Source organism: Streptomyces sp. NPDC018000, assembly GCF_044328025.1.
GTDB lineage: Bacteria > Actinomycetota > Actinomycetes > Streptomycetales > Streptomycetaceae > Streptomyces.
In genome coordinates this window covers 382053-403238 of record NZ_JBIRGM010000003.1, presented here as the reverse complement: position 1 = coordinate 403238, position 21186 = coordinate 382053, and the positions used below count along the sequence as shown (strand labels likewise).

The following is a 21186-nucleotide window of genomic DNA, read 5'->3' as shown; positions in this document are numbered from 1 at the left end:
CGGCTTGCACTCAGCAGGCGCCGACCCACTCCTCGGTACCGTCCGAAAAGCGCTGATGTTTCCAGATCGGAACTTCGTGCTTGAGATCGTCGATCAGCTTGCGGCACGCCTCGAACGCCTCGGCACGGTGGGCGCAGGCGACGGCGACGACCACAGCGAGGTCGCCCACCTGGAGGTCACCCACTCGGTGGACGGCGGCCAGCGCCCGGACCGGGAATTCCGCGACGACCTTCTCGGCCACCCGGCGCAATTCGTCCTGTGCCGAGGGGTGGCAGGTGTACCCGAGCGCGCCGACGTCCTGACCGCCGTCGTGGTTGCGCACCGTGCCGACGAAGAGCGCCGTGCCGCCCGCGGCGTCGTCCCCCACAGCCCGGAAGATCTCGTCGACCGACAACGGCGTGTCGCGAATCGCCAGCAGCCGGACGGGGTCGCTTGCCGCCCGCTCGCCGGGGTGGTCGTGGGTGGGAGCCATGGGGTCCATCGTGCCGTACCGCAACGACATCGTGGAATTGCTCTTTCCATCCGCGGGCCGCTCCTGGTCCTGGAAACCTTCTGCAGGCGTCCCGTCAGATCCGGCGGCGGGCCTTGCGGGCGCGGCGAACCAGGGCGGCTGTGCCGAGCAGCGCCACGGTCGCACCGGCGGCGCCCGCCGCGGTGGCGTCCTTGCGGCCGAGTCGGCGCCCGGCAACGGTGTGCCGGCCCTCGACCTCTTCGAGGAGCGCGGCGAGCACCTCCTCGTTGGTCCAGCTCGGGCGCCAGCCCGCGTCGTGCAGCCGGCTCACGCTGACCACCCAGGGGTGCATCGTGTACGCCAGATCGCCCGCCGGGGAAGGGGTGAGGCCGATCCGGTGCAGCCGGGCGGCGGCGCCGAGTGCCACGGCGGAGGGCAGTTCCATCCGGCGGACGCCGCTCAGCTCCTCGACCTCCTCCTGTTCCAGCCAGCCGTCGCAGCCGACCGCGAACTCGCCGTCGATCTTCTCCAGCGCGGCGTACTCCAGGGCCGTGACCAGGTCGTCGACATGGCAGAACTGCCAGGCGGGGCGCGATCCGGCGACGACCAGGAGGCGCGGCGACTCGAAGTAGCGGGTCAGCGCGGTGTCCGTACCGCCGACCAGGACGGTGGGCCGGACCACGGTCACATTGAGTCCGGGGTGGGCGCGGGGCGCGCGTCGGCCGAGCCGTTCGATCTCCAGGAGGTCGCCGACGCCGGTGGCCTCGGCCGTGGCGCGCAGCTCGCCGTCCTCGGCGAGCGGGATGTCGTTGTCGGGCAGCGCCCCGTAGACCATCGCCGAGGTGCACAGCACGACCCGGTGGACCCCGACGGCCGCGGCGGCCGTCAGCACGGTCTGGGTGCCACGCACGTTGTAGGCGGTGCGGGCGGCAGGGTCGGTCTCCAGGTCGAGATCGAGTGCGAGATGCACGACGACATCCGCGCCGCGCAGCTTCTCCGCGATGGCGGGGTCCCGTACGTCGAGGATGTGCCAGGTCGCCTCGGAGACCTCTCCTCGGCGTTCATCGATGGCGATGACCTGCTTGATCTCCTCGGATGCCGCGAGACGAGCGGTGAGCAGCTCACCGACGCCCCCCGCGGCTCCGGTGACCGCGACGACGGGGCCACGGCTCTTGGAGCGGCTCTGTGCGGGTTTGTTCTCGGTCGGGGGGTCGGACGGGTTTCGCGCTGCGCGAACCTGAGGATCTGGGGAACTCACCGGGCGTCTCCAGCGGTTGTCTTCAGTACGTACCCGAATGACGCGTACGTACCAGGTGGCGTCCATCCTGCCGCAGGCCGGGAGCCGGCGGAGCACTGAGGCCCCAAGCGGACTTTTGGTGTCTACGCTGGATGGTGATGTCGGGCAGTCGCCGTCGGTTCGAGCCGGCGGCCCTACGAGCCGAGGAAACCCGTGAGTGACACCCCATTCGGATTCGGCCTTCCGCCGGAGGAGCCGGAGAACGGCGACGAGGGCAAGAAGAAGGACCCCACCGGAGGTGGGCAGGGTTCCGGCGGGCCGGCGAACCCGTTCGGCTTCGGGCTCGGCGCGGGCGGGGACAACCCGTTCGCGGCGATGTTCGGCACGATGAACCCCAACGACCTGGGTGCCGCCTTCCAGCAGCTCGGCCAGATGCTGAGTTACGAGGGCGGTCCCGTGAACTGGGACATGGCCAAGCAGATCGCCCGCCAGACGGTCTCGCAGGGCACGCCGGACGGCACCAAGGACGCAAGCGTCAGCCAGCCCGAGCGGTCCGCGGTCGACGAGGCGCTGCGGCTCGCCGACCTCTGGCTGGACGGCGTGACGTCGCTGCCCTCCGGCTCGGTCTCCACTGTGGCGTGGAGCCGTGCGGAGTGGGTCGAGGCGTCCCTCCCCGCCTGGCAGAAGCTGGTCGACCCGGTGGCCGAGCGCGTCGGTCTGGCCATGGGTGATGTGCTGCCCGAGGAGATGCAGGCGATGGCGGGCCCGCTGCTCGGCATGATGCGGTCGATGGGCGGCGCGATGTTCGGCCAGCAGATCGGGCAGGCCGTCGGTGTGCTGGCGGGCGAGGTGGTCGGTTCGACCGACATCGGGCTGCCGCTGGGCCCGGCGGGCAAGGCGGCGCTCCTTCCGCTGAACGTCGAGATGTTCGGCAAGGACCTCAGCGTGCCGCAGGACGAGGTGCGGTTGTATCTCGCCCTGCGCGAGGCCGCCCACCAGCGGCTTTTCGCCCATGTTCCGTGGCTGCGCTCGCATCTGTTCGGCGCCGTCGAGGGGTATGCGCGCGGCATCAAGGTCGACACCAGCAAGCTGGAGGATGTGGTCGGCCAGTTCGACCCATCGCAGCCCGAGCAGCTGCAGGACGCTCTTCAGCAGGGCATGTTCCAGCCGGAGGACACGCCGGAGCAGAAGGCCGCTCTGGCCAGGCTGGAAACGGCACTCGCACTGGTCGAGGGCTGGGTGGACGCAGTGGTGCACGAGGCCGCGAAGTCCCGTCTGACCTCGGCGGACGCACTTCGCGAGACCATGCGCAGGCGCCGTGCCTCCGGCGGGCCGGCCGAGCAGACGTTCGCCACGCTCATCGGCCTTCAGCTGCGTCCGCGGCGGCTGCGCGACGCCTCGCGCCTGTGGGCGTCGCTCACGGACGCCCGCGGTCTCGACGGGCGCGACGCCCTGTGGGAGCACCCCGACATGCTGCCGACGGCCCAGGACCTGGACGATCCGGACGGATTTGTGCACCACGAGCAGCTGGACTTCTCCGAGCTGGACAAGATGCTCGGCGAGGCCGCGAAGGGTTCGCAGAAGCCGGAGGCCGAAGCGGGCGACGCGGGCTCCGAAGGAACCGACGACGGGAAGAGCGGCGGCAAGGGCGAAACCGACCAGTGAGCCTGTACGACGACGCCGTTCTCGTACTGAAGGGGTACGAGAACCCGGTGGACCCGGCCCAGGAGGAACTGCGTCAGGTCTATCTGGACCATCTGGCCCGGCATCCCGACGGCATGTGGAAGGCCTGCGAAGCCGGGCATCTGACGGCCAGCGCACTGGTCGTCGATCCGGAGCGCGGCCGGGTCCTGCTCACCCTGCACCGCAAGCTGCAGATGTGGCTGCAGCTGGGCGGCCACTGCGAGCGGCAGGACACGACGCTGGCCGCCGCGGCGCTGCGTGAGGCCACCGAGGAGTCCGGCATCAGCGGTCTGTCCCTGCTCGCGGGCGGACCGGTGACGCTGGACCGCCACCCGATCCCCGCGCCCTGTCACTGGCACCTGGATGTGCAGTTCGCGGCGCTCGCGCCATCGGGCGCGACGGCGCAGATCAGCGACGAATCACTGGACCTGCGCTGGTTCCCGTACGACGAGGTCGCGTCGGTGGCCGATACGTCGGTCGTACGGCTGATGACGCGCGTCCGCGCCGCGCTGGAGCAGCGCGGGTAGGAGCGACATACGGCATGGGTGAGGGGCGGTCTCCAGGGAGACCGCCCCTCACCCATGCCGTGCCGGTGCGTTGTGGCTCAGTTCCAGGAGTTGTTCTGGTTCTGGCCGTGGGCGCCTTGCCGGCCCATTCCGTACTGGGCCCGGATGCCCTGGCCGATCTCGTGGTTCTGCGGGGGCAGCACCTCGCTCGGCTGGACCAGGGCGAAGCCCTGGCCGAGGAAGCTGAGCTCCCAGCCCTCGCCGGTGTTGCCACGCCGCCGCCAGACGCCCGAGGAGTGCGTCTGGGCCTGCATCTGCACCCGCAGCGTGCTGGACCAGGCGACGATCGCGTCGGCATCGGCGTTGACGTACTTGTCCGGCGTGACCTGCATCATCAGCGGCTGGCCCGAGGTCATCAGAGCGACCTTGCCGGTGCCGGAGATGTTGAGCTGGTACTTGCCGGTGCCCGAGATGCCGTACTGGCTGTCCACCGCGATGACCTCGGTGTGCAGCGCCGAGTCGAGCGCCAGGACGTAGGCGCTGTCCACCGTCATGCCGTCGTGGTCGATGTCCACGACATGGATGTGCTGCGCGAGGTTGGCGAGGTAGACGGTGCCCTGCCCGGAGCAGCGCATCAGGTCGAGGCCCTCACCGGTGCTCGCGCGGGCACGATGCTGTGCGTGCGTCCGGTACTCGCCGTCGAACTCCATCAGTCCCTGGTAGGCGACCATGGCGCCCTTGCGGGCGAGGACATCGTCCTGACCGGTCAGCGAGACCCGCAGGAGCTGCGGGTTCTGGACGGTGTACCGGTCCTGGGACTGCTGTTCCGTGTAGCTGAAAAGCGGACTCTGCATGGTGTGTTCTCCCTCCCCCTCAGTTCCGGATCCACAGGCGGTCGGTACTGTCCTCACTCGGCTGGACGACGACGATGCCCTGCCCGGAGAAAGCCATCTGGTACGCCTCGCCGCTGCCCCGCCCGATGAGCGAGGAGGCCTTGAAGCTGCGCTTGCCCTTCACCTTGAGGTTCGGGGACCACGCCACGAGGGCGTCCGGGTCGACGTAGGTCTCGTCCTCACCGCGTCCGCAGTCGACGACGACCGGTGTGCCGCGCGAGGTGATGGCGACCCAGCCCGTGCCCGAGATGCAGACGTTCCACAAGCCCTGGCCGGCGAACTTGGCGAGGCCCTTCACCCGCTCCACGCCCCAGGTGAGATGGCTGTCGAAGGCGAGGACATTGGTGCCGTTGACCGAGAGCGAGTCGTTGTTGAGGTTGATGACGACCACATCGGCGCCGTAGTCGGCGAGGTAGAGCAGTCCGTCACCGGAGCACTTCATGATCGGCGCGCCCTCGCCGCTGATCCACTGGGAGGCGATCTGGCGGACGGCGGGCGGGTTGGGTTCGTACTGGATGAAGCCCTCGTAGGCGGCCATCGAGCCGGTACGTGCGTAGAGGTCCTGGCCGGTGGCCATGGCGACCTTGAGCATCGTGCGGCCGTGGTTCTCCATACGGGCCGTGACGGGGGTCGGGGCGTAGCCCGCGAGTTGCTGGTTCATGACGGGCTCCCTCAGACCTCGTAGGGCTGGACGACGATGAAGTTGCCGGGGGCGCCCCGGAACTGAAGGTTCACGGTCTCTCCGCTGTGTCCCGGGTACGCGTTGCGGCGCAGCCGGACCTGGCTGGAGATGATCACCTGGGACGCGGACGACCAGGCCACGACGGCATTGCAGTCGGCGAAGGTGGTCGGGGTCACGGGCAGGACGACGGGGACACCATGCGTCTTGACGACGACTGTTCCGGTGCCCTGGAACTGCATGGTGAACAGCGCGCCACCGGGGATGCCATGGCCATCGATCCTGCGGACCTCATACTGCAGCGACTCGTCGAAGGCGAGGACGTTCTCCGCCGAGACGCAGATGCCGTCGCCCTGCAGCTCGATGGCGTGCAGATGGGACCCGTCCTCGGCAAGGAAGACCTGTCCGCGGCCGGTGCAACGCATCAGCTGCATTTCCTGGCCGGTGGAATTGCCGACGATGCGGCCCGCGAAACCGGCACCCTTGTAGCCGAAGTCGACCTTGCCCTGGTACATCACCATGCTGCCCTGGCGGGCGAGCACGGGCGTACCACCCATGGTGAGGTCGACCCGCATGAGCTGCTGGTTCTGCGGGGTCCAACGCTGCCCGGTGGCCGTCTCCTTGTACGGCTGGAGCGCCGCCTGAAGACCGGCACCGGCCTGCGGCGCGCCTTGCGGTACTCCCTGGGGCGTACCGGGCGGCTGCATTCCGGGAGGCTGCTGTCCGTACGGAGCAGGAGCCTGCTGGCCGTACGGGGCGGGAGGCTGCGGGCCGGGGATCTGCCCGAACTGCGGCTGCTGGGGCGGCTGGCCTGGCTGCCCGTACGGAGCCGGCGCGGGGGCGGGCGGCGGCACCATGCCGGCGTGCGGTGCCATCGGGGCTGCAATCGTGGGCGCGGCGCGCATCTGCTGCTGCGGCGTGGGGGCCGGGGCCTGCGCGGCCGGCGCTCCGAAGGACGGTGCGGCCGCCTGGGCGGGCGGGGCGAACGGCAGGGCGGCTGCCTGCGGCTGAGGTGCGGCGGGCTCCTCCTCGGCGACCTCGCCGCCGAAGTTCTTCAACAGCGCGTCGAGGCCACCGTCGAAGCCCTGACCGACGGCGGCGAACCGCCAGACGTCCTTCCGGTAGAAGTCACCCAGCATCACCGCACGCTCGGTGGTGAACTCCGAACCGGTGAAGGCGTACCTGACGACTTCCTCGCCACCCGCGACGATCCGGATGTACCCGGGGCCGATCTGGGACATCTGCCCGGCGCCGTCGACCGTCGCCGTGAACGACAGCTTGTGGATGTTCGCCGGAATACGGTCCAGAGTGACCCGGAACGACTCGTTGTCACCGGCCTGGGCGCCGAGGAGCTGAATGGACTCCTCGGGCGATTTGGGCTGATTGAAGAAGATGAAATACCGGTCGTCGGAGAGCTGCTCATTGGCATCGAGGCCGAAGCAGCTGATGTCAAAGGTCAGTCCCGGGCCGGCGATCTGCACACCTACGTACAGGTCCGTCCCCGGCGTGAGATCGCTGATCTTGGCCTTGTGGCCGCGTTGGAATTCCCTGGCCATGCGTAACGACCGTCCCCCATCCCGAATGTGAATGCGTCGCGCCAGGCTAGCCGCAAACTCCGACATTGAGCTGAGTCGGTACACACCCGGCACACAATCGCCGAACGTCACTCACCGCGTGCGGCGGGCAGATGCGGCAGCCGGTCGGCCGCCACCACGCCCTCCAGGTAGCCGCGGGCCCTCTCGGTACGGGGATACGCCTCCAGCAGCCGCCAGAAGCGCGGACCGTGGCCGGGGACGAGCAGATGGGCCAGTTCGTGGACCAGTACGTAGTCGACCACGTACTCGGGCATGCCCTGCAGCCGGTGCGACAGGCGGATGCTGCCCTCCGCCGGGGTGCATGATCCCCATCGGGTGTTCTGATTGGTCACCCACCGCACCGACGCGGGCCTGGCCCGCCCCTGGAAGTACTGGGCGGACAACCGCTCGGCCCGCTCGGCGAGTTCGCTGTCGCCGAGGATGCGTCTGCTCTCCTGGGCCGCGAGTTTGTCGAGCATCACGTTCACCCAGCGCTGCTCCTCGGCCTCCGACATCCGGGCGGGGATGAGCACGATGGTGCGGTCACCCTCCCGGTACGCGGAGACCGTTCTGCTGCGGCGGGTGCTCCTGCGGACCTCGACCGCGCTCGTTGCCGAGGCACGCGGCGGACGGTTTGCCGCGCTGCGCTGATGGGTTCCGGCGCTGCGCGCGGGGGTCTCCCCGGCGATTCCGGGTGACGGGTCGGCGGGCACGCCATGACGTTACCCAATGTCAGTGGGGGAAGTCCCGCCTCCGGGACGGTTCGCGCGTGATCCGCTCCACGACGTGCACCATTTGAACGACTAATACCCCATGCCTGTGGATAACTTTCTGCACACTTCGCCGCCTGCCTGCATTCTGACAACGGCTCTCGCGGAGATCCGAGCCACAGCCCACGCACAAAGATCATGGAACAAAGACCGGAGGAACGCCGTGTATCCGATGTTGAAGCCCGCATTGCGCCGCGCGTGGCGCGACCGGAGCACCGTGCAATTCGGGGTGACCCCCTCTCATGCGGTGACACTCGGTCCGATGGATTTCGCGACGGGCTGTTTTCTGGAGCTGCTCGACGGTACGCGCGGCCTGCCGCTGCTGCGCGAGGAAGCCCGGGCACTGGATCTGTCGGACCATCACGTGGACACATTGGTGGGACGGTTGACGGACGCCGGCCTGATCGACGATGTGCGGGCCGCCGGCCCGGAGGCCGATGCGTTACGGAACCGGCCTGACGCCCTGGAGCGGCACCGCCCCGATCTGGCGTCACTCTCCGTCGTCCATCCTGAGCCGGGCGGCGGGATGCGGCGGCTGGCGGCCCGCCGGGCGATGCGGGTCCAGGTGCGGGGTGCGGGCCGGGTCGGTGCCGCGATCGCGGCGGTGTTGTCCGGTTCCGGGGTGGGCCGGGTGGAGGTTCTGGACGGCGGGTGCACCGAACCGGGGGACGTCTCACCCGGCGGGCTTCCACCGGCAGCCGTCGGGGAGCGCAGGGACACCGCCGCCCGGCAGTTGGTGCGCAGGTCCGCCGCACGTTCGGCTCCCCGGGCATCGGAGACGGCGGGTTCCCCGGCGGGTGGTGAGCCGGGGCTGTCTCTGATCGTTGTCGCCCCTCGCGACGGCTTCGCGGCGTACGTCCCCGACCCACGCCCGGCAGAACCGTGGATCGCTTCGGGAACTCCCCATCTCTATGCCGGAGTGATGGAGGCGACGGGAGTGGTCGGGCCCCTGGTCCTGCCCGGGGGTACGGCGTGCGCGGGGTGTCTGGCGCTGGAGCGCGCGGACCGGGATGAGCAGTGGCCCAGGATGCTGTCTCAGTGGCAGTCCGGGCGGCGCGCCGCCGTGCAGGCCTGTGACCTGGGGCTGGCGACGGCGGTCGCCGGTCTGGCGGCCGCCCATGCGCTGTCCTTTCTGGACGGGGAGCTGCCCGCCAGTACAGGGACGCGCTGGGAGGCCGCGCTGCCGCTGTTGGACTGGCGATCCGAGCCGATCGGGGCGCACCTCGGCTGTTCCTGTGGAGCGGCTGGGCACACTGAGGAGGAGCGCGTCTCCGGGGTCGTAGCGACGCACGACACAATGGCCGGGTAACCGCCGCACGCGGTACGGCGGTCTGGGATTTGGAGGGGCTCATGTCTGATCTTCCCCTGAAAGCGGTCACCCGTACCGCCAAGCTGGCCGCCCTGCCACTGGGCTTGGCCGGCCGCGCCACGTGGGGTCTGGGCAGGCGGATCGGTGGGAAGTCGGCGGAGTTGGTCGCCCGGGAGGTGCAGCAGCGCACTGCGGACCAGCTCTTCAAGGTCCTGGGTGAGTTGAAGGGCGGGGCGATGAAGCTGGGGCAGGCCTTGTCCGTATTCGAGTCGGCGCTGCCCGAGGAGGTCGCCGGACCGTACCGGGCGGCGCTCACCAAACTGCAGGAAGCCGCGCCTCCCCTGCCCAGCGGCACCGTGCACGCGGTGCTGGAGGAGCGCCTCGGCGAGGACTGGCGTGAACTGTTCCTCGAATTCGAGGACAAACCGTCGGCCGCCGCGTCGATCGGTCAGGTGCACCGGGCGGTGTGGCACGACGGGCGGGACGTGGCGGTGAAGGTGCAGTATCCGGGCGCCGGAGAGGCGCTGCTCTCGGATCTGAATCAACTCGGCAGGTTCGCCCGGCTGCTCGGTCCTTTGATCCCCGGAATGGACATCAAGCCACTCATCGCTGAGCTGCGCGACCGGGTCTCGGAGGAGCTGGACTACGAGCAGGAGGCACGGTCGCAGCGGGACCATGCCGAGGAGTTCGCGGCCGACCCGGATGTCGTGATCCCAGGTGTGGTGCACCAGTCCGGCCAGGTGTTGGTGACGGAGTGGATGGACGGTGTTCCGCTGGCCGAAGTGATCTCGGAGGGCACACCGGAGCAGCGGGACCGGGCCGGTCAGTTGCTGGCGCGTTTTCTCTTCTCGGGCCCCGCGCGCACCGGGCTGCTGCACGCGGACCCGCATCCGGGCAACTTCCGGCTGCTGCCCCCGGATGATGAGGCCGGCGAGAGCGGGCAGTGGCGGCTCGGCGTGCTGGACTTCGGCACGGTGGACCGGCTGCCGGGTGGTCTGCCTCAGCCCATCGGGGACTCCTTGCGGCTGACGCTGTCGGGTGATGCGGATGCGGTGTACGAGCTGTTGCGCGAGGAGGGATTCATCAAGGACTCGACCGGCCTCGACCCGGATGCAGTGCTCGACTACCTGCTTCCGATCATCGAACCGGCGCAGGTGGAGGAGTTCACCTTCACCCGGAGCTGGATGCGCAATCAAGCGGCCCGGATTGCGGACCCCCGCTCCCCCGCTCATCAGCTCGGCAAACAGCTGAATCTGCCGCCCGCCTATCTGCTGATACACCGGGTGACGCTGAGCACGATCGGGGTGCTGTGCCAGCTGGGTGCGACGGTACGGCTGCGCGACGAACTCGAGTCCTGGGTACCGGGGTTCCTGATGGAGGAAGAGCAGGAGCCGGCGATGCAGGAGTTCGCGGGCGACGCGGCCGCCGGCGCATAGGGGAAGCTTCGAGCCCCCAGCACCGACTCCGGGGTACCACTCGCGGTCCGGGACGTCACGCCCCGGGCCGTCATGCCCAGGGCGTCACCACCAGGCGGAGTCGAGACGGCTTTCGATCGCCCTGATATTGGTGCGGGCGCACTCTTCGCAGAAGTACTGGTGTCTGCCGTTCTCCACGGAGCAGATCCAGGTCGGCGGTGCGCCCTCGCTGTCGGCGGAGGTACCGCACAGGGCACAGACGACCATGGCGGCGCCCCTCTGCGCGGGTTGCTGAATCCGGTGATGAGTCTCCTCGTCCACCTCGTGACGATAACTCCGTCGGTGCTGTGCCGCGCGGCACCACACAGCACGACTGCGGGGCCGGCCCGTTGGTACCGGCCCCGCGGAAGGGGTACTGACTATGGGTACTGATTGCTGCCGGGCAGAGCGGCTGCCCGGCAGCGGGTGCTGCTGGTGTTCGGCCTGACTAGTGCATGACTGCCATGGCCAGCGCACGGCGGGCGCGCATCGAGGCGCGCTCGGCCCGGCGCTGCATCCGGCGCGCGGTGGCCAGGCGCACGGCTTGGCGTTGCGTGTCGGCTTCCCTCAGTCGGTCGTGCATATGAGCACGAGCCAGGGCTTCTGGGATGAGTTGCATCTCGCGGGTCCTGTTCTGACGCGAGTCGTTCGCGCCGGTGATTGTGACGTTCGGTGTTGCGGAGCCGACGGGCTCATTCGTGGGGACGGACATTGGTGCCTGATTTCGGGGATCGTGGGTGTGGGGACGGTCGATGGTTCCGATGCGCTTCATGGGTTTGGGGGCCGTGACCCCCAGTCCGGCGGTCACGCCGCGACCGGGTTCTTGCGCGGACGGCCACGCGGCCGCTTGCGAGCAACGACAACGCCCTGGATGAAGAGCTCACCACCCCAGACGCCCCACGGCTCGCGACGCTCCTTGGCACCTGCGAGGCAGGCCTCGACGAGCGGGCAGGTGCGGCAGAGGGACTTGGCGTACTCGACGTCGGCCGGCGACTCGGCGAAGAAGACCTCCGGGTCGTAGGAGCGGCAGGGGACGGGCACGCCGAGGTTCTCGATGGCGTCGTCGAGCGCGGTGAGCGCAGTGAGGGGGATCAAGGTGGAGTCCTCCGTGAGGCCGGGCGGCGGGATCGTTTCGGAAGGCGGTACGGACGGGGCGTGCGCTTCGAGTTGCACGGCGGGTGGTGTCCTCGTCTGGTCGTTCCGGCCTGTTGGCCGGGTGGCGGCTGGTACCGGTACTGCTTGTCCCGAGGCTCCTTCGCGCTGTCTCGTCACGTGTGGACAAAACAAAAGGGCCGCGGATCCCGAGTGGGGTTCCGCGGCCCTGAAGGCGCCGGCCTGATTCTGAATCAGGCTGGATCACTCCAGGGTTCAGGCCCACGGAAGGCCCACATCGTGTGGTGCGTCGTCTGCTTCTTGGCGCCGGATTCCGCTCCTGCACCGACGGCCGCAAAGGCATAGGCCTGGGCCTGTCCCTTCGCTACTGCTGCTGCCGGTGCCTGGGTCGGTCGCTCATTGCGCTCCTGCACGGGAAGGTTCGACAGGGACAGCGGGCTGACGGCGAAAATGCCGGACAGACCGGTGCCACGCAGCGAGGAATCCGAAGAGCAGGCAAGGCCGAGCGAGCAGGCGGAGACGACCGAGAGATCGGTCATTTTGTTGGTCTTGATGATGCTGATCACTTCAATCGCCTCCTCTCGGCGTCTCGGGGGACCGGCGGGCCGGTCCTACGTATTCGGATGAGTACAGCACAGGACCAGGGCTTCAGAGAAGTCGCTGTTCCCGTGGTTAAGAACCTATGGTGATGACTGGGGCGGGCGCAAACTATTTTTTCGACGAGTTTTTCTCACACCTCGTCAACAGCGTTCCCGAGCCCTTCTTCCACCATCTCACCTGCGCAAATGGCGAGAACCGCGGTCCCGAACCGGTCCAGCTTCCGCGCGCCGACCCCGGAGATCCCGGCCAGTTCACCCGCGCTGTCCGGCACCGCCTCGGCGATCGCCATCAGCGTCTTGTCCGTGAACACGCAGTACGCCGGCTGACCGATCTCCTTCGCCCGGACCGCCCGCCAGTCGCGCAGCCGCTCGTACAGCGCCTCGTCCATGTCGGAGGGGCAGTCGTCGCAGCGCATCAGCTTCATCTCGCCCGCATCGGTGAGGGTCTTGCCGCAGACCCGGCACCGGGCAGGGCCTCGACGGCCGCGTTTGGCGACCGGTCCGGGGCCCCGTTCGATCCCGCCGCCTCGGGCCGTGCCGCGCGTACCGAGGGCCACCGAGCCGGGGCGCAGTCCGTTCAGGAACCGGCTCGGGCGTCGTCCGGCGCGGCCTCCCGGCGAGCGGGACAGCGACCACGACAACGAGAGGTGGAAGCGCGCCCGGGTGACGCCGACGTACAGCAGCCGGCGCTCCTCCTCGATCTGCTCGTCGGTCTTGGCGTAGGTGATGGGCATCATGCCCTCGTTCAGCCCGACCAGGAACACGGCGTCCCACTCCAGGCCCTTGGCCGAGTGCAGCGAGGCGAGCGTGACTCCCTGGACCGTGGGGGCGTGCTGGGCGGCTGCGCGCTCGTCGAGCTCCGCCACCAGATCGGAAAGCGTCGCCCCCGGTCTGGCCTGTTCGAAATCCTCGGCAAGCCGGACCAGTGCGGCCAGGGACTCCCAGCGGTCTCGCACCGCGCCGGAGCCCGCGGGCGGCTGGGTGGTCCACCCCTTGGTGGAGAGCACCGCGCGCACCTGCGCCGGCAGTCCCTCCGCGTCGTCGAGCAGGGAGTCGTTGCCCCCCGCGCGGGCCGCGCCGCGCAGGGCGACGCCCGCCTCCCGTACCTCCGCGCGTTCGAAGAAGCGCTCCGCGCCCCGCAGCTGGTACGGCACGCCCGCGTCGGCCAGGGCCTGCTCGTAGACCTCGGACTGGGAGTTGACCCGGTAGAGCACGGCGATCTCACCGGCCGGGACGCCCGCGACGATCAGATCGCGGATGCGGCGGGCGGTGCCCTCGGCCTCCGCGGGCTCGTCCGCGTACTCCGCATGGACGGGCTCGGGGCCGGGCTCGCGCTGCGAGACCAGTTCCAGCCGGTGCTCGGCGGCGCGGCCGCGGGCCTGGCCGAGCAGCCCGTTGGCCAGATGGACGACCTGGGGGGTGGAGCGGTAGTCCCTGACCAGCTTGACCACCGTCGCGTTCGGGTGACGGGTGCGGAAGTTCAGCAGGTGGTCGGGCGTGGCTCCGGTGAAGGAGTAGATCGTCTGACTGGCGTCACCGACCACACACAGGGTGTCCCTGTCGCCGAGCCAGAGGTCGAGCAGCCGCTGCTGGAGCGGGCTGACGTCCTGGTACTCATCGACCACGAAGTGCTGGTACTGGCGGCGGACATGGTCGGCGATGTCGTGACGGTCCTGGAGGATGGCGACGGTGAGAAGCAGCACGTCCTCGAAGTCGATCACCGAGCGGTCGCGCTTCAGCTGCTCGTACATCGCGTAGATCTGGGAGATCTCTGCGGTGTCGCGCGGGGCGTCGCGCTGGGTCTTGGCGACCACGGCCGGATAGTCGGCGGGCACGGTCTGAGTGACCTTCGCCCACTCGATCTCGCTGGTGACGTCCCGCAGCTCGTTGCGGTCGAGCCGGATACGGCAGCGGGCCGCGGCCTCCGCGACCAGCTGGACCTTGCGCTCCAGCAGCCGGGGCAGGTCGCCGCCGACCGCTTTCGGCCAGAAGTACTGGAGCTGGCGCAGGGCGGCGGAGTGGAACGTCCGCGCCTGCACCCCGCCCGCGCCGAGCTGGCGCAGCCGCCCCCGCATCTCGCCCGCGGCCCGGTTGGTGAACGTGACGGCAAGCACACTTGCCGGCTGGAGTATCCCGGCGCGCACCCCGTAGGCGATGCGATGCGTGATCGCACGCGTCTTGCCCGTACCGGCTCCCGCCAGCACACACACCGGGCCGTGCAGGGCCATGGCGACCTCGCGCTGCTCGGGGTCCAGGCCATCGAGCACGGCGTCGGCCGACTCGGGCACCTGTGGGAAAAGGGAGGAATGCGTTGCTGATGTCACCCCGCCATGCTGCCAGGTCGGGAGAGGCGGACGCGGAAGTTGTCCACAGGGGGCCGCATCTGTCGTACTAATGCGGGGCCGACGGCGGGAATGGTGATCGGCTCACGTACGTTCCCTTTCCGTGCGGCGACGCACTTTCCCGCTTCTCCGCGTGCCGGATGAGACGGATGAGACAGACGAGTCTGACAAGACTGACGAGACAGAGGAGTGCGAAGAATGTCGGGCACTGTGACGATGTACAGCACCACGTGGTGCGGCTACTGCCGACGGCTCAAGAGCCAGATGGACCGCGAAGGCATCGCGTACAACGAGATCAACATCGAGCAGGACCCGGACTCCGCGGCCTTCGTCGAGAAGGCCAACGGCGGCAACCAGACCGTTCCCACCGTCCTGGTGGTCGGCTCCACCGGTGTCGAGGCCGTCATGACGAACCCGTCCCTGGCCCAGGTGAAGCAGGCGCTCGCCGCCTGATCCCGCCGCTCCCGCAGCACAAGTCGCGCCCCCTCCGGTCGAGCCCGGAGGGGGCGCGGCTGTACGCGCGTCGGGGCGCTGCACGCACGTACGCCGTGCGTCAGCCGACGGTGCCCGGCTTCGGGAGCGGCTTGCCGTACCAGAGTTCGATCAGACGGGACGCGATCGAGATGCCGAACGGGGGCATGATCTCGCCCGACTCGAAGGCCGCCGTCAGTTCCTCGCGGGAGAACCAGCGCGCCTCCTCGATCTCCTCGCCGTCGACGTTGATCTCCGGCGAGGTCGCCCGTGCCATGAATCCCAGCATCAGACTGGACGGGAACGGCCAGGGCTGGCTGGCGATGTATTCGACCTCGCCGACCGTGACGCCCACCTCCTCGAACACCTCGCGGGCCACGGACTGCTCGATCGACTCCCCCGGCTCGACGAAGCCCGCGAGCGTCGAGAAGCGGCCCTCGGGCCAGTGCACCTGGCGGCCCAGCAGGGCGCGGTCCTGATCGTCCGTCACCAGCATGATGACCGCAGGGTCGGTACGCGGGTAGTGCTCGGCGCCGCAGGCCTGGCAGCGGCGGACGTGGCCGGCCGCCGCGATGACCGTGCGCTCGCCGCAGCGCGAGCAGAAGCGGTGCAGGCGCTGCCAGTTCTCCAGGGCCACCGCGTGCACCATCAGGCCCGCGTCGCGGGGGCCGAGCAGCAGTCCGGCCTCGCGCAGTCCGGCCGGGCGGGCCGGCTGGTCCATGCGACCGGGCAGGGAGTCCTTCTGGAGCGCGAAGTAGCTGATGCCGTCCTCGTCGGTGCCGAGGAAGTAGCGGTGGGTCTCGGTGACCGGGGCCTCGAAGGCCGGGGTCATGACGATCTCCGTACCGCCGTCGGCCGTGTCGTCGATCAGCACCTGCCCGCCGGAGACGACGAACACACGAGTGGTCGGGTGGCTCCACGCGGCGGACAGCCATGCCTCGTCGAGGCGGTGGTGCGCCGCGCGGTCGATGCCGCTGGGCGCCGTGAGACCGATGGGCCGGTCTGCGGTGGCGTTGTCGAAGGTGCTCACAGGTGCTTCCTACTCCCCCGGGACGGATCGGGTGTTCAGAGGATTCAGCGGAGTGCGACGGCCAGCTCACCCCAGAGGTGGGCGGCTGTCTCCACGCCCTTGAGCAGGAGGTCGAGCTCGACCTTCTCGTTGGGGGCGTGCCAGCCGTCGGACGGTACGGAGATGCCCAGGAAGAGGACGGGTGCGCCGAGCACGTCCTGCAGGTCGGCGGCGGGGCCCGAGCCTCCTTCACGGGTGAAGAGGATCTTCTGGCCGAAGGCTCGTCCCATGGCACGGGCCACGGCCTGCAGGGCGGGGTGGTCCAGCGGGGTCAGACAGGGGCGGGTGGCGGGGGCGAAGGTGATCCGGTGACGGACACCGGCCGGGACCTGCGTCTCGGCCCAGGCCCGGACGGCCTGCTGAATGTGGTCGGGGTCCTGGCCGGCGACCAGCCGGAAGCTGATCTTCACCAGAGCGGAGGACGGGATGATCGTCTTGCTTCCGGCGCCCTGGTAGCCGCCGCCGATGCCGTTGACCTCGGCGGTGGGACGGGCCCAGATTCGCTCCAGCGTGGAGTGGCCGGCCTCGCCCGATGCCGCTCGTGACTTGGCGGTACGCAGCCAGGCGGCCTCGTCGAAGGGCAGCTCGGCGAAGAGTGCGCGCTCGGTGTCGGTGAGTTCCGTCATGCCGTCGTAGAAACCGGGGATCGCGACCCGTCCGTCCGCGTCGTGCAGTGCGGCGACGAGCCGGGCCACGGCGGTCGCCGGGTTGGGCACTGCGCCGCCGAAGGAGCCGGAGTGGATGTCCTGCTCGGGGCCGTACAGCTCGATCTCGCACTCGGCGAGGCCGCGCATGCCCGTGCAGACCGTGGGGGTCGTCTCGTCCCACATGCCGGTGTCGGAGACGATCACGGCGTCGGCGGTGAGCCGGCCGGCCTGCTCTTCGACCAGGGCGCGGAAGTTCGGTGAACCGGACTCCTCCTCACCCTCGATCAGCAGCTTGAGGTTGACGGCGGGGGTGGTCCGGCCGGTGGTGGCGAGGTGGGCCCGGACGCCGAGGGTGTGGAAGAGCACCTGCCCCTTGTCGTCGGCGGCACCCCGTCCGTACATGCGGCCGTCGCGGATCACCGGCTCGAACGGGTCGGTGTCCCAGCCGTCCTCGCGGGCGGCGGGCTGCACGTCGTGGTGCCCGTAGACGAGAACGGTCGGGGCGTCCGGGTCGTCGGACGGCCACTCGGCGAAGACCGCGGGAGCGCCGGGCGTCTCCCAGATCTCGGTGACCGGAAAACCGGTCTCCTCGAGCTTGGCGGACAGCCACTCGGCGCTGCGTCGTACGTCCCCGTCGTGGACCGGCTGGGCGGATACGGACGGGATGCGCAGCCAGGCGGCGAGGTCGTCGAGGAAGGCTGTGCGGTGCTGTTCGGTGTACGTACGGACGGCGCTGTCCGGGGTGTCGCTCATGGCCTTGAGCCTAGTGCCTCGCCCAGTGGGGTTTGCCCCGCTGGGCGAGGCACTAGGCTCCCGCGGGAGGTGGCTCGTCCAGCAGGAGCCGCTCCAGCTCCGCCCGGCCCGGGAGGCGGGTGGGGCGGACGGTCTCCGCGCTGCGTACGTACAGGAACGTGGCGGTGACATCGGTGAGCGGCAGATCGTGCAGCTCGGCCCAGGCCAGACGGTAGACCGCGAGCTGGAGGGGGTCGGCGGTGTTGGTGCGGGTGGTCTTCCAGTCGACGATCTCGTAGGTGTCCCCGGTGCGGTACACCGCGTCGATACGGCCCCGGATCACCCGGCCGGCCAGGGTGATCTGGAACGGCGTCTCCACACGGTACGGAGTACGGCGGGCGTACGGGGTGCGCTCGAAGGCCTCCTTGAGTGCGGCGAGGTCGCGCTCGTCGGCGATCTCGGCGTCGCTCTCGCCGCCGCCGGGCAGCTCGTCGGGCCCGAGCATGGGCAGCGGCAGCTCCTCGAAGCGGGACTCCACCCAGGCGTGGAAACGGGTGCCCCGGCGGGCCGCGGGCTGCGGGGGCCGCGGCATGGGGCGGGCCAGCTCCTGGGCGAAGCCGTCGGGGTCGTCGGCGAGACGCAGCAGCTGGGTGGCGGAGAGCGAGGCGGGCACGAGGACGTCGCGCACGGTGGCGCGGGCGCGGCGCAGCTCGCCGGTGAGGGCGTCGAGGTCGCGGTCCCAGGAGGCGAGGGTGCGGGATTCCTCGGGGGTGAGGCGCTGTTCCCCGGCAGGCTCGGGCGTGCGGGCCGCGGGGACGTGTGGCGTGGGGGCGGGAAGGTGTGGCGTGGGGGCCGGGGCCGACGGGGGCTCCGTCGACAGGGCGTCCCAGTCGTCGGCCTCGTCGGGGTACGCCTCGCTGTCGGGGAACGGGTCCTCGTCCGGGTACGCCTCACTGTCGGGGAACAGTTCGTGGTCATAAGGGGCGTCGTACGGATCCGGTGTGCCGGACGTCGCCTCGTACGCATCCGGCACGCCCCCCGCCTCGGCCAGGGCCTCCAGATGTGCCATCACCGTGTCCGCGGCGGCCCGGCGGCGGGTCAGGGCGGTGTCGTCCAGGGGAAGCGGCCACGCCTGCTCGGCCTCCTTCTCGGCGAGCGCCGGGTTCTCCTCGTCCTCGGCCGGTTCGTCCGCCCATGCCTCGATCTCGCCGTGTCCGGCCGCGCAGTGCTCGTACAGCGCATGCAGGAAGTCGGACGGTCCGCGTGGCTTCTTCTGGTTCGGGCCCCACCAGTGGCCGGAGCCCAGCAGCAGAGTGCGGGGCCTGGTGAAGGTGACGTATCCCAGGCGGAGCTCCTCGGTGTGCTGGTGCTCCTTCATCTCCTCCTTGAAGCCCTTGAGCCCCTTGGCGTCCCAGGAGTGGATGACGGGGAGGGTGGCCGTGTCCCCGCGCAGGGCGTGCGGGAGGACCTTGGGCTGGGAGATCCAGGCGTCGCGGGACTGGCTGCTGGGGAACTGTCCGGTGACCAGGCCGGGCACCGCGACGACGTCCCACTCCAGCCCCTTGGACTTGTGGGCGGTGAGGACCTTGACGGTGTTCTCGCCGCCGGGCAGGGCATTGTCCAGGCCCTTCTCGTACTGGACAGCCGTGCGCAGGAAGCCCAGGAAGGCGAGGAGGGTGGCCTCGCCTTCGACGGCGGCGAAGCGGGCCGCGACATCGAGGAAGTTGGCGAGGGTCTCGCGGCGGCGGGCGGCCAGGGCGTGCGGCGACGCGGAGAGCTCGACCTCCAGGCCGGTGGTCGCGAGGACGCGGTGCAGCACGTCCATCAGGGGGTCGGCCAGCGAGCGGCGCAGGTCGCGCAGTTCGGCAGCCAGCCGGGCGAAGCGGATGCGGGCCTCGGTGGAGAACGGAAGTCCGTCGTCCTCTCCTCCGCCCGATTCGAGGAAGGTGTCCAGCGCGTCGGCGAGCGAGATCACTTCGGCCGGATCGACGCCTTCGACGGCCTCGGCGAGGCGGCGGTCGGGGTCGAAGTCGTCCTCGCCGCCGTGGGCGGCTCGGTGGACGAGGAGGCGGGCGCGGCGGCCGAGGAGTGCCAGGTCGCGGGGGCCGATCCGCCAGCGGGGGCCGGTGAGCAGCCGGACCAGGGAGGCATTGGCGCCGGGGTCCTGGAGAACCTCGCAGACCGCGACGAGGTCGGCGACCTCGGGCAGGTGCAGCAGCCCGGACAGGCCGACGACCTCGACCGGGATGTCGCGGGCCACCAGCGCGGCCTGGATCTGCGGGAAGTCGCCCGCGGTGCGGCACAGGACGGCGATCTCGCCGGGCGCCTTTCCGGTCCTCACGAGGTGGGCGATCGAGTCGGCGAGCCAGTCGATCTCTTCGGTGTGGGTACGGAGCAGGGCGCAGCGGACGACGCCGTCACGCTCGGCGCCCGGGGCCGGGCGCAGTGCCTCGACGCCTTCGTGCATCGCGCGCAGGGGTGCGGCGAGGCCGTTGGCGAGGTGAAGGAGGCGGCCGCCGCTGCGCCGGTTCTCGCTGAGGGAGTAGCGGGTGGCGGGGGTGCCGTCGGCGTGCGGGAAGTGGAGTGGGAAGTCGTCGAGGTTGGCCACGGAGGCACCGCGCCAGCCGTAGATCGCCTGGCAGGGGTCGCCGACGGCGGTGACCGCGTGCCCGGTGGCCACCGCCCCGGTGGGCGCGCCGGACTCCGCCTCCGTGGCCGTTGCCTCGGGGCCCCTGCCGAAAAGGGCGGACAGCAGCAGGCGCTGGGCGACGGAGGTGTCCTGGTACTCGTCGAGCAGCACGACGCGGAATGCGTCGCGCAGGATCGCACCGACCTCCGGGCGGGTGAGGGCCAGCTCGGCGGAGAGGGCTATCTGGTCTCCGAAGTCGAGGAGGTCACGGCTCTTCTTGGCCTCGCGGTAGCGGCGGGTCAACTGCAGCAGCTCGCGACGGGCCCGGGCGGCCTCGGGAATCCTGCGCAGCTCGGCGTTGGTGAGCCGGGCCGTTTCCAGCGTACGAAGCAGTTCGGTGTCGTACTCCGCGAGCTGTTCGGGGCGTACGAGATGCTCGGCCAGCTCGGCATCGAGGGCCAGCAGATCGCTGACCAGCGTGGGGAACGACTTCGTCAGGGCCGGATAGGGGCCGGGCGCCTCGCGCAGTACGCGGGCGGCCAGCTGGTAGCGGGTGGCGTCGGCGAGAAGACGGGTGGTGGGTTCGAGGCCGATGCGCAGCCCGTGCTCGGTGAGGAGCCGGCCGGCGAAGGCGTGGTACGTGGAGATGCTGGGCTCGCCCGGGGGATTGTCCGGATCGATGACCTCCGGATCGGTGACCCCGGCCGCGATCAGGGCCTTGCGGACGCGCTCGGCGAGCTCGCCCGCCGCCTTGTTGGTGAAGGTGAGTCCGAGGACCTGCTCCGGGGCGACCTGGCCGGTCCCCACCAGCCACACCACGCGCGCTGCCATCACCGTGGTCTTTCCCGACCCGGCTCCGGCCACGATCACCTGCGGGGCGGGCGGCGCTGTGATGCAGGCCGTCTGCTCCGGGGTGAACGGGATCCCGAGGAGCTCCTTCAGCTGCTCGGGATCGGTGATGCGTGAGGACACCCGACAGAGGCTAACCGGACGCACCGACAACGTGCCGGGGCCGACGGACGGTCCCG

19 protein-coding genes are annotated in these 21186 nt (G+C 70.2%); 5 read left to right on the top strand and 14 right to left on the bottom strand.

The window, feature by feature from the left end; all coding sequences use genetic code 11:
- Positions 1–10: 10 nt before the first annotated feature.
- Positions 11–472: a molybdenum cofactor biosynthesis protein MoaE gene (locus ACH4EW_RS10295; protein WP_398254098.1), complete on the bottom strand. Its 462-nt coding sequence runs from the start codon at positions 470–472 to the stop codon at positions 11–13.
- A gap of 94 nt (positions 473–566) precedes the next feature.
- Positions 567–1709 carry an SDR family oxidoreductase gene (locus tag ACH4EW_RS10290; protein ID WP_398254096.1) on the bottom strand — a complete coding sequence of 381 codons (1143 nt, stop codon included), beginning with the start codon at positions 1707–1709 and terminating at the stop codon, positions 567–569.
- Between the two features lie 192 nt (positions 1710–1901).
- Between ACH4EW_RS10290 and ACH4EW_RS10285 the strand changes: the two genes are divergently transcribed.
- Both ACH4EW_RS10285 and ACH4EW_RS10280 read left to right on the top strand, forming a co-directional pair.
- Positions 1902–3353 (top strand): zinc-dependent metalloprotease, encoded by a 1452-nt coding sequence (locus ACH4EW_RS10285; protein ID WP_398254094.1) that lies wholly within the window; start codon positions 1902–1904, stop codon positions 3351–3353.
- Positions 3350–3898, top strand: coding sequence for an NUDIX hydrolase (locus ACH4EW_RS10280; RefSeq protein WP_398254091.1), 549 nt, complete (start codon positions 3350–3352; stop codon positions 3896–3898). The genes ACH4EW_RS10285 and ACH4EW_RS10280 overlap by 4 nt, the downstream gene beginning before the upstream one ends.
- Before the next feature lie 77 nt (positions 3899–3975).
- Here the strand turns inward: ACH4EW_RS10280 and ACH4EW_RS10275 are convergent, their stop codons facing one another.
- From ACH4EW_RS10275 to ACH4EW_RS10260, 4 genes are all read right to left on the bottom strand, one after another.
- Positions 3976–4731 (bottom strand): AIM24 family protein, encoded by a 756-nt coding sequence (locus tag ACH4EW_RS10275; RefSeq protein WP_398254089.1) that lies wholly within the window; start codon positions 4729–4731, stop codon positions 3976–3978.
- A gap of 19 nt (positions 4732–4750) precedes the next feature.
- The gene (locus ACH4EW_RS10270) at positions 4751–5431 is read right to left on the bottom strand and encodes an AIM24 family protein (protein ID WP_398254086.1); all 681 of its coding nucleotides are present in this window, start codon (positions 5429–5431) and stop codon (positions 4751–4753) included.
- An 11-nt stretch (positions 5432–5442) separates the two neighbouring features.
- Positions 5443–7005, bottom strand: coding sequence for a TerD family protein (locus ACH4EW_RS10265; RefSeq protein ID WP_398254083.1), 1563 nt, complete (start codon positions 7003–7005; stop codon positions 5443–5445).
- A gap of 107 nt (positions 7006–7112) precedes the next feature.
- Positions 7113–7736, bottom strand: coding sequence for a M48 family metallopeptidase (locus ACH4EW_RS10260; protein ID WP_398254080.1), 624 nt, complete (start codon positions 7734–7736; stop codon positions 7113–7115).
- A gap of 220 nt (positions 7737–7956) precedes the next feature.
- Between ACH4EW_RS10260 and ACH4EW_RS10255 the strand changes: the two genes are divergently transcribed.
- Both ACH4EW_RS10255 and ACH4EW_RS10250 read left to right on the top strand, forming a co-directional pair.
- On the top strand, positions 7957–9102 hold the full coding sequence (locus ACH4EW_RS10255) for a ThiF family adenylyltransferase (RefSeq protein WP_398254078.1): 1146 nt from the start codon (positions 7957–7959) through the stop codon (positions 9100–9102).
- Positions 9103–9143: 41 nt separating this feature from the next.
- Complete coding sequence (locus ACH4EW_RS10250; RefSeq protein ID WP_398254075.1) at positions 9144–10538, top strand: ABC1 kinase family protein; 1395 nt, start codon at positions 9144–9146, stop codon at positions 10536–10538.
- An 84-nt stretch (positions 10539–10622) separates the two neighbouring features.
- Here the strand turns inward: ACH4EW_RS10250 and ACH4EW_RS10245 are convergent, their stop codons facing one another.
- From ACH4EW_RS10245 to ACH4EW_RS10225, 5 genes are all read right to left on the bottom strand, one after another.
- Positions 10623–10838, bottom strand: coding sequence for a hypothetical protein (locus tag ACH4EW_RS10245; protein ID WP_398254073.1), 216 nt, complete (start codon positions 10836–10838; stop codon positions 10623–10625).
- A gap of 166 nt (positions 10839–11004) precedes the next feature.
- A complete protein-coding gene (locus ACH4EW_RS10240) occupies positions 11005–11328 on the bottom strand; it encodes a hypothetical protein (protein ID WP_398254780.1) in 324 nt (107 codons plus the stop codon).
- Between the two features lie 32 nt (positions 11329–11360).
- Positions 11361–11729 (bottom strand): WhiB family transcriptional regulator, encoded by a 369-nt coding sequence (locus ACH4EW_RS10235; protein WP_030915514.1) that lies wholly within the window; start codon positions 11727–11729, stop codon positions 11361–11363.
- A gap of 173 nt (positions 11730–11902) precedes the next feature.
- Positions 11903–12235: a hypothetical protein gene (locus ACH4EW_RS10230; protein ID WP_398254070.1), complete on the bottom strand. Its 333-nt coding sequence runs from the start codon at positions 12233–12235 to the stop codon at positions 11903–11905.
- A 164-nt stretch (positions 12236–12399) separates the two neighbouring features.
- Positions 12400–14592 carry an ATP-dependent DNA helicase UvrD2 gene (locus tag ACH4EW_RS10225; RefSeq protein WP_398254067.1) on the bottom strand — a complete coding sequence of 731 codons (2193 nt, stop codon included), beginning with the start codon at positions 14590–14592 and terminating at the stop codon, positions 12400–12402.
- Between the two features lie 216 nt (positions 14593–14808).
- Here ACH4EW_RS10225 and ACH4EW_RS10220 point away from each other — a divergent pair, with 216 nt between their 5' ends.
- Positions 14809–15063 (top strand): mycoredoxin, encoded by a 255-nt coding sequence (locus ACH4EW_RS10220; protein WP_093897475.1) that lies wholly within the window; start codon positions 14809–14811, stop codon positions 15061–15063.
- A 100-nt stretch (positions 15064–15163) separates the two neighbouring features.
- Here the strand turns inward: ACH4EW_RS10220 and nudC are convergent, their stop codons facing one another.
- The 3 genes from nudC to ACH4EW_RS10205 are packed head-to-tail and all read right to left on the bottom strand — an operon-like array spanning position 15164 to position 21130.
- Entirely contained in the window at positions 15164–16111 is a 948-nt protein-coding gene (gene nudC, locus ACH4EW_RS10215) for an NAD(+) diphosphatase (protein WP_398254063.1), read from the bottom strand.
- 44 nt (positions 16112–16155) lie between these two features.
- Positions 16156–17550: a dipeptidase gene (locus tag ACH4EW_RS10210; RefSeq protein ID WP_398254060.1), complete on the bottom strand. Its 1395-nt coding sequence runs from the start codon at positions 17548–17550 to the stop codon at positions 16156–16158.
- Between the two features lie 52 nt (positions 17551–17602).
- A complete protein-coding gene (locus ACH4EW_RS10205; protein WP_398254058.1) occupies positions 17603–21130 on the bottom strand; it encodes a UvrD-helicase domain-containing protein in 3528 nt (1175 codons plus the stop codon).
- Positions 21131–21186 lie beyond the last annotated feature (56 nt).